General features: G+C 63.2%; 13 protein-coding genes. 5 read left to right on the top strand and 8 right to left on the bottom strand.

Annotated elements, in window-relative coordinates; all coding sequences use genetic code 11:
* Positions 1-577 precede the first annotated feature (577 nt).
* The 3 genes from QFX32_06205 to QFX32_06195 all read left to right on the top strand — a co-directional run bounded on the left by QFX32_06205 (position 578) and on the right by QFX32_06195 (position 4008).
* Complete coding sequence (locus QFX32_06205) at positions 578-2407, top strand: putative Ig domain-containing protein (protein MDI9633633.1); 1830 nt, start codon at positions 578-580, stop codon at positions 2405-2407.
* A 286-nt stretch (positions 2408-2693) separates the two neighbouring features.
* Positions 2694-3095 (top strand): secondary thiamine-phosphate synthase enzyme YjbQ, encoded by a 402-nt coding sequence (locus tag QFX32_06200; protein MDI9633632.1) that lies wholly within the window; start codon positions 2694-2696, stop codon positions 3093-3095.
* A gap of 754 nt (positions 3096-3849) precedes the next feature.
* Complete coding sequence (locus QFX32_06195; GenBank protein ID MDI9633631.1) at positions 3850-4008, top strand: hypothetical protein; 159 nt, start codon at positions 3850-3852, stop codon at positions 4006-4008.
* Between the two features lie 264 nt (positions 4009-4272).
* Here QFX32_06195 and QFX32_06190 read toward each other — a convergent pair whose 3' ends face one another.
* The 4 genes from QFX32_06190 to QFX32_06175 form a co-directional block, all read right to left on the bottom strand.
* Positions 4273-4776 (bottom strand): hypothetical protein, encoded by a 504-nt coding sequence (locus QFX32_06190; protein MDI9633630.1) that lies wholly within the window; start codon positions 4774-4776, stop codon positions 4273-4275.
* Between the two features lie 196 nt (positions 4777-4972).
* A complete protein-coding gene (locus tag QFX32_06185) occupies positions 4973-5521 on the bottom strand; it encodes an HD domain-containing protein (protein MDI9633629.1) in 549 nt (182 codons plus the stop codon).
* Between the two features lie 580 nt (positions 5522-6101).
* Positions 6102-6410 carry an NAC family transcription factor gene (locus QFX32_06180; GenBank protein ID MDI9633628.1) on the bottom strand — a complete coding sequence of 103 codons (309 nt, stop codon included), beginning with the start codon at positions 6408-6410 and terminating at the stop codon, positions 6102-6104.
* Positions 6411-6412: 2 nt separating this feature from the next.
* Positions 6413-6784 (bottom strand): cupin domain-containing protein, encoded by a 372-nt coding sequence (locus QFX32_06175; protein ID MDI9633627.1) that lies wholly within the window; start codon positions 6782-6784, stop codon positions 6413-6415.
* Between the two features lie 364 nt (positions 6785-7148).
* Here QFX32_06175 and QFX32_06170 point away from each other — a divergent pair, with 364 nt between their 5' ends.
* Positions 7149-7604, top strand: a complete 456-nt coding sequence (locus QFX32_06170; protein ID MDI9633626.1) for a ferritin family protein — start codon at positions 7149-7151, stop codon at positions 7602-7604.
* A 310-nt stretch (positions 7605-7914) separates the two neighbouring features.
* Entirely contained in the window at positions 7915-8847 is a 933-nt protein-coding gene (locus QFX32_06165) for an ADP-ribosylglycohydrolase family protein (GenBank protein ID MDI9633625.1), read from the top strand.
* A gap of 100 nt (positions 8848-8947) precedes the next feature.
* Here the strand turns inward: QFX32_06165 and QFX32_06160 are convergent, their stop codons facing one another.
* From QFX32_06160 to QFX32_06145, 4 genes are all read right to left on the bottom strand, one after another.
* Positions 8948-10327, bottom strand: coding sequence for a hypothetical protein (locus QFX32_06160; GenBank protein MDI9633624.1), 1380 nt, complete (start codon positions 10325-10327; stop codon positions 8948-8950).
* A gap of 10 nt (positions 10328-10337) precedes the next feature.
* On the bottom strand, positions 10338-10898 hold the full coding sequence (locus QFX32_06155; GenBank protein MDI9633623.1) for a hypothetical protein: 561 nt from the start codon (positions 10896-10898) through the stop codon (positions 10338-10340).
* 135 nt (positions 10899-11033) lie between these two features.
* Entirely contained in the window at positions 11034-11849 is an 816-nt protein-coding gene (locus QFX32_06150; GenBank protein ID MDI9633622.1) for a fibronectin type III domain-containing protein, read from the bottom strand.
* Between the two features lie 7 nt (positions 11850-11856).
* Entirely contained in the window at positions 11857-13362 is a 1506-nt protein-coding gene (locus tag QFX32_06145) for an IPT/TIG domain-containing protein (GenBank protein MDI9633621.1), read from the bottom strand.
* Between the last annotated feature and the right edge of the window lie 751 nt (positions 13363-14113).

Raw genomic sequence — 14113 nt, 5'->3', positions numbered from 1 at the left:
CGCGATTGCATCTAAAGTTGCGGGAATGGGCTCAATCTCGTTTCTCGCAAATACCTGTTGGGCGGGACGACTGGTGATGAGTTCCAGGACTCGTTCGAGGAGAAACCATTTTGGGTCCTTGCGATCCCCTCCCAGAGGGGGATGCATCTCTTCACCAAATATGTATTCCCCTCCGAGTACGATCAATTTTACGATTTAATCTTGCGTATTTTTCGATTTAGGGGTTTTTCGAAATGTACTTTTACACCAGGCGCGTGAATCTCCTGTATATTGTGAATTGAAAAGAGTATCATGCGTATCTCTGGTGAGAGAAATGGAGGGGGCTATATAGCTTTTGTGGTTCGATGGGGGCTTTTAGAAAACCTCATGTATAATAATGGCAAGAGAGGAGGTGTTTTTCCCAGGAAATACCTGCTGGAGGCTTCCCGGGAGGGGGGGAGATCGCTGTTCTCCAGGTACCTTTTTTTGGAAACCAAAGCGCTACGCATAAATAATTTCATTCATTAATTCCCTGCCAGGATAGGGGGTATTGATGGCCTTTCCATTATCCGTATCCAATCGAACGACCTTTCCGGTCATGCTCGCACTGCTCTTAGGACTTGCGACAGTCCCTTGCGGACTCGCGGACTCAGCGTGGACACCCCTTGGCCCCGCGGGGGTCGGCGTCCGCGTCTTTGCGGTCTCGCCCGACTATCCAAGCGACGGCGAGATGATCGTCGTGGGGAACGCTCAGCCGTCGCCCGTGTACATCACCCATGACGGGGGTGCGACGTGGACGACGAATTATCTCGCGGGCACCACCGAGATTATCAACGACGTCGCGTACGGGTCTTCTCCCGAGACGATCTACATCGCGGGGAACATGCTCTTCCTCTGTTCTTACGACGGCGGAGTCACGTGGACCCGCCATTTTGAAGATCTCGCCAACTGGCAGAAACCCAATATCTATGATATCAGCGTCAAGGGAGATATCGTCGCGCTCAGCGCAGTAGAAAAGGTTGGAATCAGCCGGGACGGCGGCCGGACCATCCAGTGGATCGAGCGGACTTCCACGAACGGCCTGCCCATGGGAGGTTATATCTCCGTGGACGTGAGCCCTGCGTTCGCGCAGGACGGGACCATCCTGATAGGGACGTACACCGGGGTATACCGCTCGACGGATGGGGGTTCAACATGGGTCCCGGCCGAGGGGATGCCGTCCGTGGGAACGGACGGTGCCTGGCCATACGCGATCGAGATATCGCCGGATTTTCCAAGTGACGGGACAGTGTACGCGTACATCTGGCCGCACAACCTCTACAAGTCCACCGACGGGGGAGCAACCTTTGCCCCAATTTACCCCACGAAGATCACGGGCTCCGTGAAGCTCTCCCTCTCGCCCGATTACACCGCGGACGGCACCCTCATGGTGAGCGGTTTCAATTTCTCTGCTTACAAGTACTTCACTGCCATCTCGCGGGACAGGGGGTCTACATGGACTGATGTGGACACGACGCTCCCGGACGGGGTCCCGAACATGGAGTTCGACTGCATATTCTCTCCCACCTTCGGGACCGACCGGCGCATTTTCGGCGGCTCGTATACCAACGGCGTGTACACCCGGGTGCTGGAGCCTGTTTCCCCTGCGAACCGCCCGCCTGTCCTCTCCCCGATCGGCGACAAGACCGTGACCGAGGGCGCAACGCTCACCTTCTCCGTCACCGCCTCTGACCCCGACGGCGACACAGTCACGGTCTCCGCCTCCGGCCTCCCATACGGCGCAACCTTCTCCGACACCACGTTCTCCTGGACGCCCGGCTACGACCAGGCCGGGACATACACCGTGACGTTTACCGCAACGGACGGAACCGAGAGCGTATCGGAGACTCTCACCATCACCGTCACCGACGCGAACCGCCCGCCTGTCCTCTCCCCGATCGGCGACAAGACCGTGACCGAGGGCGCAACGCTCACCTTCTCCGTCACCGCCTCTGACCCCGACGGCGACACCGTCACGGTCTCCGCCTCCGGCCTCCCATACGGCGCAACCTTCTCCGACACCACGTTCTCCTGGACGCCCGGCTACGACCAGGCCGGGACATACACCGTGACGTTCACCGCAACGGACGGGACCGAGAGCGCTTCAGAGACGGTCACCATCACCGTCACCGACGCATCCCCGCAGGACGCGATCCGCGACCTCGAAGAGACCGTCTCCACGCTCACCCTCGACCACGGCACTGCCCGGAGCCTCACCGCGAAGCTCGACGCCGCGCTGGACTCGCTCGCCCGCGGGAACGCGGTCGCGGCGAAGAACCAGGTGAACGCGTTCATCAACCACGTCGAGGCACAGAGGGGGAAGAAACTCTCCGACGCGCAGGCCGACCTCCTGATCTTGCAGGCACGCGCGATCCTCGCGATGCTGTGAAGGGGAGGGGGCCTTTCTTTTTTGTATCCACTCGGTGCGGCTCCCATCCCTGCCTGTTTCGCCCGGAAAATGTCCTTTTCCGCCAGAGACACGAATTGCACTGCTCCATACCCCTCCATCTCCCCGCGACCCCGTTTTCCCTCTTTCGGGACACCGTCGCGGCGATGCGCCACCTCCCGGATTCCATTGCCACGCCCCCCGCCCCGCCTGCGCATCCTTAGCACCGCAGCACCGGCAGGTGCCCGCCGGCGAAAGACTTAGGCGACTGGGCAGTGAACTCAGTCCCATGGAGTGGAGAGAGATCGAGATCCCGACAGGGACGCGGGCGCAGCTCGTGGACATCACGGGCAAGGTCGCGGCAGAGGTGGAGCGATCGGGCATCGGAAACGGGACGTGCGTCGTCTTCGTCCCGCACACGACCGCGGGCGTCACGATCAACGAGAACGCCGACCCGGCGGTCGCAAGGGACATCCTCGTCTCCCTCTCGCGGCTCGTCCCGGAGACCGGCGACTATCGCCACGCCGAGGGGAACTCGGACGCGCACGTGAAGGCATCGCTCGTCGGTTTCTCCGTGACCGTCCCCGTCGTCCGCGGCCGGATCGCCCTCGGGACGTGGCAGGCCATCTTCCTCTGCGAGTTCGACGGGCCCCGCAGGCGCAAGGTCCTCGTCGGGGTATCGGGGGACTGAATCGATCCGGGTCGCGGCCATCGCACGAGGGTGACGTGGCGGGCATTCAAGACTCCCGTCCCATGAGGTATTCATCCCTTGTCCCCCCCTTTCCTCGCGGGAGAGAGGGCGGCTGGAATATGAGCCAGGGGATTTCCAGGCCGCACGGGAGTGTCGCGGCGCCCGTCAAGGCCTCCCCCGACGGGCCCGGCCGGGCCGAGGAAAACGCGGTCACGGGACCCGGGGAGACAGCGATCTCCGGCCCGGACGCGGGCGCAGAACGTGGACATCGCGGGAAAGGTCGCGGCAGAACTGGAGCGATCGGGCGTTAGGAACAGGACGTGCGTCATCTTCGTCCCGCACACGACCGCGCCCCCTCCCCCGCGACCGTTGCCGCGATCGCCTGCGACGGGAACGGGACCGCCACGGCCGCGGAGCCCTCCTTGCCCCATTCGATCGTCGACACGAGCCTGATCGCGCAGGAGAACGTCCGGCAGGCCGTCTCGACGCGAAAAACCCCCGGTGAGCGGGTACTTCGCCCTCGCGGAGGGGGGCGAGGCCGTCCCGATCGCTCCCCCCGTCTTCCCGCGGGACGGCACGCACCCCGGGGCCGTGAGCCTCACCCTCTCGCCCTCCCGGCTGGTCGGGATATTTATGAAAAAATCTCTCTGCACATGCCGGTCACCCTCGCAATCGTGGAGCCGGGGGGACGGGTCCTCTCCCACACGGAGAGTGCATTCGTGGGCAGGAATGTTTCGGACGGAGTATTCCCCGGATGGTTCGCGGAAAGCATGGTCTCTATGCCCATGCCGGGTGCATCATTCGGAACGTGACCGTGGACAACGTCCGCGAGGTCGAGCGGAAAGAGGGCTGCTCGGAGACTGCCGGCCTGCACGGGAGGGAGGGGAGGATCCTCGCGCTCGCGGAGTGGTGAGCCGGGCCGACCGGCGGGGATCATGCTTTTTTCATGGCAGCCACGGGTGCCCGGCGGAAAACCGGAGGCCCCGTCGTCCCTGCCCCCCTGGGAAAAAGAGGGGGAGGCGGGGGATCACCGCCCCCGCCCGTCCTCCTCCCGCCCGCGCATCCCGAGGATGACCCGGAGGATCGCAAAGAGCATGAGCAGCCCGCCGCACGCCACGCCGAGGAGAAAGAGGAGACCTCCGGCCATGACCCGCATCCCCCGGGGACGATGCACCCCTCACCCGAGCGCGGCGACGGTGTCTGCCCACTGCTCGACGGTGTCGAGGATGTCGTCGCTCTCGTAGGAGGAGAGGCGGAGCGCGTTCCTCGTGAACGTGAGGAAGTAGATCTCGCCGGAGGGGTCGTGGCACCGCACCGTGACCGAGTAGGTCTCCCGGTCGGAGAGGTTCACGGGGTCGCCGCCCATCGCGGTCTTGATGGTGTTGTTGGTGACGATCGCGTTCTTCACCGTGCCGAACGCGGTGACGCTCGGGGCACGGGCGGAGATCATCCCGACCGTGTTCCCCTCCGCGTCCTCGAACGCGATCCGGGCGGTGTAGGCCTCGCGCGTCTTCTCGATTCCCGGCATCGTCTCGCCGCCGACCTCGTAGCTCGTGCAGCCGAGCGGGTTGTTCGCGATGAGGTTCGCGACGATGGTGTTCAACGCCGATGCGTCCGCGATCGGGGACGAGAACGTCCTCACCGCGGTCTTGGTCACAGACCTTTGCACGAAGTCTGCCATTTTCGCTGATACTCCTGCCCCGTTCCGGGGCAAGGGATCGGTGGGGAGGAGACGGGGATATAGATTGGTGCGGATTTCGAAACGGGACACTTATCGCGCGCAGATCGAAAAATGGGGGCAAACTGCGGGGCCTGGAGTGGGCAGGGAATCGAGAGGGGGGTGACGCTACTGGAGAAACCCCCTTTCACCCCTCCCTTCATTCCCCGAGCAGCGCCTCCATCACGGCGACCGCCCCGCCGTACCCGTGCCGCACGCCGGCGTCCCGCAGTCTTTCGAGGACGAGGTGCGACTTGCGGAAGTACGCCTCCTTGAACCCACCGCCCCGGAGCTCCGCGTCGAGGAGGTTGTCGATCCTGTCGCAGAGCTTGACGAGGACAGCCTGCGGAGGGGCGGCGAGGATCCGGTCGAGGGAGTCGGGGATCTGCACCTCCTTCGGGAGGGAGGGGTCCTTCGTGAGCGCCTCCACGATCGCCATGACCGCCCGCGCCTCTCCCTCCGGGAGCGGGAGTGCCCCGATCTCCTTGCGGGCAGCAGCGCACGCCCCCGGGGCGCAGTCCTCGAAGACGTCGTGGAGCCACGCGGAGACGATGGCGACGTGGTCCCCGCCGAACCGGGCAGCGAGCGTCGCGACGCGGGCCGGGTGGACGATGTAGGGGGTGATCCCGTCCTTCCTCGCCTGGCCGGCGTGCGCCCTCGCGGCTATCCCCGCGGCGAGGTGGATGGCAGAGAGCGCGTCCCGTTCCATGGGGGATCCTATCGCGGCGGGGAGGGTTATAGGTGACGGGGCTATGCCGGCGGGAGATCCACGTGGTCCCCGTTTGGGCCGGACCGCCCCGGGAGAGGGGGTGATCCCCATGACCCGAGGGCTGCAGGGATCCGGTGCGGGAGACCTCCCCGCGGAAAAAACGAAGATTCTCTTTCCTCTTCTCCGGGGCATTCTCCCCCAAAGGGCGATTCTCCCTGTGCGGAGAGGCGGGCGCCCCGACGTCCCCTCCCAAAGATACCCCCATGACGCAGTGGAAAAACAGGGGGGACGTGCCCCGGAAGGTATTCCCGGTAGGAGGGGTGGCTGATTCCGTGCACTTGCCGAGCGCAAAAACGAGGAATCCTCCATTTTTTCCGGGGGCAACATCGGACCATTCCGCAAAAAAAAGCGTGAGAGTGCCGCATTCCGCGGGCGGCAGGAACACTCCCCCTTTCCCTTCCCGTGATTCCCGCGTGGTCCTCAGTACACTGTTCCAAAACGATATCCCGGGAAGGGGATTTCCGATTCCTGACACCAAAGTTCCGCGGTTCTCGCACCCAGAAAAATACCGCGGCGATGCTCACGCGCCGTCGTCCACGCCCGCCCGCCGCCCCGACCGGAACGCCTTGTACTCGCGGAGGAGTGCGGCACGGTACTCGGCCATCTTCTTGCCCGGGATGTAGTTGAACTTCTGGACGCGCTCCACGATCGCGTCGGTGATCGCGTCGTCGTCCTGGAGACCGAGGGAGGAGACGTCCGCGAGGATCCAGTCCAGCCTGTCGATCCCTGTCTCCTTCCCGTCGATCACGACCTTGCGGATCTTCACCTGGTCAGGGGGGATCCCGCCGCACACCGTGCAGTAGATCCCCTCCTTCTCCTCGCCCGGCATGGTCACCCCCTGATCATCGTGAGGACCATCTTGAACCTCGTCACGGCGGAGAGGGCGTGCGGGACGTTCGCGGGGAAGATGATCGTCTCGCCCTCCCTCATGCGGTGCGTCGTCCCCGCGACCCAGACCTCGCACTCGCCCTCGAGGATGGTCACGACCGCGTCGTAGGGGGCCGTGTGCTCGGACAACCCCTCGTCCTCGTCGAAGGAGAAGACGGTGATGCTCCCCGCGTCCCGGTCGACGATCATCCTGCTCGCAACGGTCCCCTCCTGGTAGTCCACGAGGTCCTTGAGGACGAACACCTTCCCGAGGAGTTCGTCGCGCTTCTTCTTCTGCCTCTTTTCGCCTCCCGGCGGATCGGCCCCGTCGTCCATGGTCATACTCTCACCCTTCGCACGCAGCGCCCTGCACCGTCTCCCAAAGTGCCCTCATTCGCATCCCGCGGAAACGACCGCCGGCCCTGCGCAGGGATATTCCTCCCTCACGTACCTGATGACGCGGCAGGGTGAAGAACCTGGCGGGTCCCGCCCTTGGAGGCCGGGCACCCGGCAACCGTCCCGGGGTGTGCGGGGGGGTACACGTGCGAAAGGGAGGGGACCCGCGGAAGAACACCGCCACCTCCCGGAAATCCCGCCGTGTAGCCCCCCGCACGCCCTTTCTTTCCGGGACGGGGGAGACCATGCGGGAACCAATGCTATTTATACCATCACTCTTATAAAGTGACACGGAGGATTTCACATGACTCCGGAAGACTACAAGAAGATCATCTCCATGGCGATCAACCGCGAAGTGGAGGCATATACTTTCTACAAGACCGTTTCTGACAAGGTGAAGGACGCAAACCTCAAGAGACTCTTTACCGAGCTTGCCGGCGAGGAGACGAAGCACCGCGAGTTCCTCCAGGGACTCCTCGCAAAGGACGTGAAGGCCCTCAAGTTCTCGCCGGCAAAGGACTTCAAGGTCGGGGACAACATCAAGACGCCCGACTTAAGCCCCGACATGAAGCCCGTCGACGGCCTCGTCGTCGCGATCAAGAAGGAGCTCGAGGCCATGCAGATGTACACCGCGCTCGCGAACAACAGCGAGGACCCCGAGCAGAAGAAGATGTTCCTCGAGCTTGCGAACATGGAGCGCGGCCACAAGGCCCGGCTCGAGGACATCTACGTGAACACCGCGTTCGCCGAGAGCTGGTAAACCAACTCGCAATTTCTTTTTTCCCGTTTTTTTGAGGGGACTGATTCTCCCTGCTGAGGAGCACAGAGAGCCTGCATCCAAAATACGAGGTCTCTCCCCGTTTCGTCCATATCCCGTCCTTGTTTCCCCGGGTTTTCCCCTCTCCGCACGGTGATGCCTCTTAGGTTGGTTTTCTGGTTCTGCGGTGATAATTGTCGCATCCTGGGTGACACCACGCGTGATTGCAAGACTATTGGCTTGCGATCCGTGCCAGGAAACTTCCCCGAGTTTTTCGAAAAACTCAATAATATCCCGTGACAGGAAATCACCGATGGATGCACGGGAGCGCTTCCTGGGATGTCTCCTCGGACTTGCGACAGGGGATGCACTGGGGACAGCATTCGAGTTCAAGGAGCCGGGGGATTTTACACCCATCCGTTCGATGGTTGGAGGAGGGCCCTTCCACCTCGAGCCAGGCCAGTATACCGACGATACATCCCTTGCTCTCTGCCTCGCGGAGAGCCTGGTAGAGAGGAGAGGTTTTGATCCCGTCGACCAGCTCGAACGCTATTGCCGGTGGTGGAAAGAGGGATACCTCTCGAGCACGGGCAGATGTTTCGATATCGGGACAACCACCAGGGCGGCGCTCTCGCAATTCCAAAGGACACGCGAGCCATACCCCGGGCAGACCGATTCCCGTTCTGCGTCCAATGGATCCCTCATGAGACTTGCTCCCGTTGCGATGTTTTTTTCGAGAGACCCGGAGAGAGCAATCGAAATGGCGGGAGAAAGCTCGAGGACGACGCACGGGTTACCGGTAGTGGTCGATGCCTGCCGGTATTTCGCAGGCCTCATCGTGGGAGCACTGGAAGGCCGGTCAAAGGACGAGATACTCTCCCCCCATTTCTGCCCCGTCGAGGGGTTCTGGGATTCCCACCCACTCTGCGAGGAAGTGCGAGAAGTTGCCAGGGGTTCCTTCAAGGAGAAGGAACCACCAGAAATCCGGGGACGGGGATATGTCGTCGCATCGATGGAAGCTGCCCTCTGGGCATTTTCCAATGGGAGGTCTTTCGAAGAAGGGTGCCTCCTTTCGGTGAACCTCGGTGAAGATGCAGACACGACAGGAGCAATTTACGGCCAACTCGCGGGGGCATTCTACGGTGTCGGTGCAATCCCCAGAAAATGGCTCTCCGTGCTCGCCTTCCGGGAATTGATCGAGGAATACGCGGAGAAATTATTCATCCTGAGCCAAGAGGTCGCATGAAGTTTGAAGTATTCCCGCGTGCAGTTCTCCCGAAATCCGATACCACAGGCCACCAAATCGTGAAAAAAACGTTGTGGGAGGGTCGAAGGAGACACCAAGATTAAATGGGGCCCTTCTTCCTCCTGAGCGCCACGACGACGAGGACGAGGACGACGACCCCGACGATCGCCCCCACGATCACGAGAGTACCGGGCACCATCCCCGGGACTCCCGCGCTACCGGGTGCGTGCACGACGGCCCAGACACCCATCCGGTCCGACTGCGCGACGAGCGTGTCACCCGATCTCTCCGTGGGGAGAATGGTCCACGCATTGGTGCCCGCATCGAACCGGGCAAGACCAAGTGCGCTTGCATCCCCGCCGGCAACCCGGAGATCGTCTCCCGAGTACTTCACCCTCACCGTCGCGGGTTTCGCGAGCAGCCCCGCGAGCCCCTCGACCGCGAATATGCTCGAACCCGCCTGCACGGGCTCGGCCCCGGAGGGCAACATGCTGGCCTGCAGGGGCCGCAGGGTGACGTCGACGTTACTCAGGACGGATCCCGCGGGGAAATACACCGAGTACCTGCCGTCGGGAGAGACGAGGAGTCCCTCTGCCTGGGGCGTGAGCGTGATGGTCGTCGACGTCGGGGGTGGGGTGAAGGGGAGGGCGACCTGGAAGTCCACCGACTTGCTGTCAAGGACGGTCCCGTCCTCCCCCGTGACCGTTGACCGGACCGTGTACGTCCCCACGGGGAGCGGGGTATTGACGGGGACCTTGATGTGGACGGTGCTGCCCGGGATAATCGCCCACGCGGCCGGCCCAAAGGAACCTGTCGCGACGGTGCCGCTCCCGTTCGAGATGACGACGGTGTTCTTGAGGCCGTAGTAGTGGTGGTTGCCGGTATTCTGGAATTTCGTCGTGACGATGAACGGCTGTCCGGTCGCGATCTCCCCCACGGAAACGTCCCGGATCGCGCCGCTCACGACCGGCGCATCACCGGCGATCGTGATCATCACGGGTATCGTGACCCCCGTCAGGAAGCCAAAAGACCTCTGCCCCGAAAGGAGGGTGTGCACGTAGATCATCGCGTACCGGCCGCCGGAACCCGCGTTCTCCGGGACGGTGATTGTTGCCGTGATCGTTTCAGGAGTCCCGGGCGTGAGGTGGACCCACGACCTATCGAGTGTAATGTACGTCCGCGCGGAGTAAGGGCTCGTGTCCTCCGCGGGACTCACCGGGAAGTAGGAACCGTCGGGGCTGTTGGAAAATCCCATGACCTCGGCCTGCACGTCGAGGGGTTCGGCGCCCTCCTCGATGGTGAGGGTTATCGCGTGGGTGGTCGTCGAACCGGGGGGCATGGTCGCCATGAATTTCGAGCCGGTCACTCCCAGTGCCGACACGGGAGAGAGGGCGAGGAGTCCCGCGAGGATGGTGATTATGCAAAAGAACCGGGAGAGGGAAGGAGCCACGCTCCTTTCCCCGGAAAAGGACACCGTCATAGGTGTCCTTTTACAGATTCGACGCGATAAAGGTTACGATTATCCGGTACACGCTGGGTGGCGTCAGTCTCTGGTCGGCGAGTCTCATCCTCTGGTTCACGGTGAGGTTGTAGTACAGTCCCCCGACGGGAACCCCCGGCGGGGTCGGGGCGCCCTGCTTGAGGAGCTGGGGAGTTCCCGACAAGTCGACGTAGATGTCATACGGGTCGGCTTTCAACTGGAGGGGATAGAACAGGTACCTGCCCCCGTCCGTCGTGTTGTATGCGAGGCCTGTGTACTCTGCCATGTGACCGGCAGATTCCGCGGGTTTCCCCTCGTCGAGGTTATCGACCACCTGGATCATCCAGTTGGTATTCGACCTGATGTGCAGGTAGATGCTCGTCGAATCGACGTTGTCCCCGATGTTGGAGAGGTCCCAGGACGTGATGTTCCCCACCACGTCGAGGACCAGGCCTTCTGTCGGGTTCGACTGGATGAGGGCAGTATCGTTGGAATACGCCGCGGATGCAACCATCCCGAGTCCCGCCACCATGACGAGAGCCACGAGTACAGCAAATGGATTCACCTTCATAGTGTTCCAGCCACCTTTTCTCGGACAATTACACCTTCGCTAGTCATCTTATTTAAATATATGGATAAATTCCCCCTGTGAGACAATTTTAGGCGAGGAGAGACATTTAAAAAATTGAGATGCGGGGGAGGGCAGTCAATTACCCTCCTCCTTCCTCCGCCTGGAAAAGAGCAGGAGCAGGACGAGTCCAAGGGAGATTACGCCCGCGACGAGGATCCACGCGAGGCAGGGGGGAGGGGGGAGGGGACCTCCCCCGGTGATAGCCGCGCACGGCGTCCCGGTGGGTTGGGGGGGAATCCCGGGAGACCAGTTATCACCGGTGATATTCCCGGCTCCCGTTTCACCCGGCGGGGGGAGTGGGGGGGGAGTCGCGGGAGGGCTCGGCACCGCGGTGGTCGGCGGGGCGAAGGGAATCACGGAGAAAATGCCCCCGTAGGCTCCCCCGCCACCCCCGCCCCCTCCCGCGGGGGGGAGGGTGAGTGTCCGGAAGACCCGTTCGCCGGACACGACCACGATTCCCCCTGGCCCGCGGGAGACGACGCGGTAATAGTACAGCGTGGCGGGATTCAACCGGGACAAGGTGACCTGGTGCGTGACCGAGAGGACCTCTGTCCCCGCGTGCCACGCGTACTCCTCCGGGTTCCGGTGGCTCGTGGTGTCGTAGTACACCCACGAGTCCGAGGGATTGTCTGTCACCCACGATATACGTGCCCCGGAGGGGGAGATCTCGTCGACCGCGATATGGGCGATCCGGAGCGGTGCGATGTTCGCTTCGATCTTAGCGACGTCGACCGGCCCGGAGAGGACGGGTGTCCCCGCGAGGAGGAGCCCCGCGCACGCGGCAATGAGGATGCACGCGGGAAGGCTCCTCCGGAGGATCCGCCTTTCCCGCCGGGACGGGCGATCACGCCCCGGTTCACCCGCTCCTCGGATACCGGTTCCGGATTCCATCGCGCACCTAGAGGGTCGTCCCGACAAAGGTCACGATGACCTGGTACACCGACGGGGGGGTGAGCCTGTGGTCCTCGTACTCGACTTCCTGCCGCACCACGACGGGGTAGACCGTGCCCCCCGCGGGGGTCGCGCCCCCTGAGAGGTACTGTTGCGGGACGCCTGTCAGGGTGACGAACGACGTCGCATTCGCGTCCTTCAGCTGGACCGGCCGGGAGAGCATCCTGCCCGAGGAATTGTACGAAAATCCGTTGAACTCTGCCATGTGCCCCGCGGTCGACGCGGGTTTCCCGAGGTCGAGGGCGTCGTAGACCGAGACGGACCAGCCGTGCGTGGATATCACTTTCAGGGTGAGGCTGGTCGCATCGATGTTCTCGCCGATGCTGAGGGTCCAGTTGCTTATCGTCCCGTTGACGTCGATCTCGAGGTGCGCAACCGCGTAGGTGAACTGGCTCCCGGGACCCGGAATGCTGGTCCCGTAGGGCGTGGTGACGGTGACGTTGACGGTGCCCGGCACACTGCCGGGGGGTGACGTGGCGAAAATCGTGGAGTCGGAAACGAGGGTGTAGGAGGGAGCGGGGGTTGAACCGAACCTGACCGCCGTCACCCCGGTGAACCCCGAGCCGGTGATCGTGACGTTCGTGCCCCCCTCCAGCGGCCCTTCCGCGGGCGTGAGGTTCGTGACCGCGGGGAGGACGTAGCGGATGATAACGACGCCGGAACCCCCCGCGCCACCCCTGCCGGTGGTCCCGCCGCCGCCGCCACCTCCCCCGGTGTTTGGCAGGCCATCGCTCCCGGGATTGGCACCGATTCCCCCGGTGCCGCCGCCACCGGTCCCCCCGGTTCCCCCGATACCCGAGTCTCCCCCGCCGCCGCCCCCGCCCCCGTACGCGAGGGCCACGCCGGTAATGGACGAGACGATGCCATCACCACCCGCTCCTCCGTTCGCGTTCTTCGTGGCATTCCCCCCGGCGGAACCTGCACCGCCGCCGCCGCCACCCCAGTACCTCTGGCTCCCCCCGGGGGTGTCCCCGTATCCCCCCCAGTTCCCCTGGCCGGAAATCCCCGCGCCCGGGATCCCGGTCGCGGAAGCACCGCCGCCCGAGCCGCCCGAGAGCCCTTTCACGCTGTTCCCGCTCCCGCCACCGCCTCCACCCCGCGCGACGATGGTGCCAAAGGACGAGTTCATCCCGTTCTGGCCGGGCGCATTGCTGCTCGTGGAACCGGCTCCCCCTGCACCCACCACGACCGTGACGGATCCCGAGACGGGCAGGAGTGCCCCGGTGACGACGCCGCCGGCACCGCCACCCCCGCCCCCGTTGGTCCCGCCTCCCCCTCCGCCTCCCACGACGAGGTAATCGACCGCGGTGACACCCTCGGGCACTGTCCAGTTCGTCGTCCCGGTCGCGTTGAAGTAAATGACGGTCGGCGAGGCGCACGAGGTGCCCGCGGCGAGGAGGATGAGAATGGAGAGGGGGACGACCCGCGCGAGGGCCAGCCGGGGAGGTGTCACGGTACCACCACCACCTCGTGGGGGGGATTCGTGCGGAAAAGAGAACACACGCCTGTGCTCCATGGGATTATTCCGTGTATCCTCCCATTATCCTCCTCGTGCCACGGCGTGGGATGGGCATGCGCATCGCCGAGAAATCTCCGGTCTTTCACCAATTTAAGGGGGGCTCCCCGCATGTTATCCGGAAGTGTACCCCGGGGGGTATATTATAATAGCGAGCGTTGCTTGTCGGGAGGGGGAAGGTTCCCCGTTTCTCCATTATGGGGACCGCACGAGCGAATCGGGATATTTTCGGAAAGAGATGCGGACCGAGACAGCTTTCCGAGGTTTTCGAAAAACCCCTCTTCAAACCACAAAAGCTCTCTCTCAGCCGATCGAAAACTCCCCGAACGACCTTCGCGACATTCGGCCTCCACGAGGCATGCAAGAGGGTCCAAAAGGTTGGGGACCGCTTTTTTTTTCAAATTCGAACCGGTAATCGGATGGGACCAGTTCCGCTCCGAGACTCGAAGGGCTCTATCGCAACAAGGAAGGCAAAACGGGAGGCCACACATCGACCTGTCGTGGTGGTCAAACTCCCCGTGCTCCAGGAACTCTCCAACTTCTCCGGCCCGGAACTGGAACGCCAGGTGACGGATCGCATCCCGTTCCGGTAGTTCGCCGGATTCCCCCACGGAGTTCCTGATTTTTCACAAGTCTGGTTCTCCCGGGAACGTCTCAAGGAACCAGGCAAATTCCAGGAGATATGGGA

Source organism: Methanolinea sp. (assembly GCA_030055515.1).
Lineage (GTDB): Archaea > Halobacteriota > Methanomicrobia > Methanomicrobiales > Methanospirillaceae > Methanolinea_A.
The sequence above is the reverse complement of the archived record's forward strand: the minus strand, read 5'-3'. Positions and strand labels throughout refer to the sequence as shown.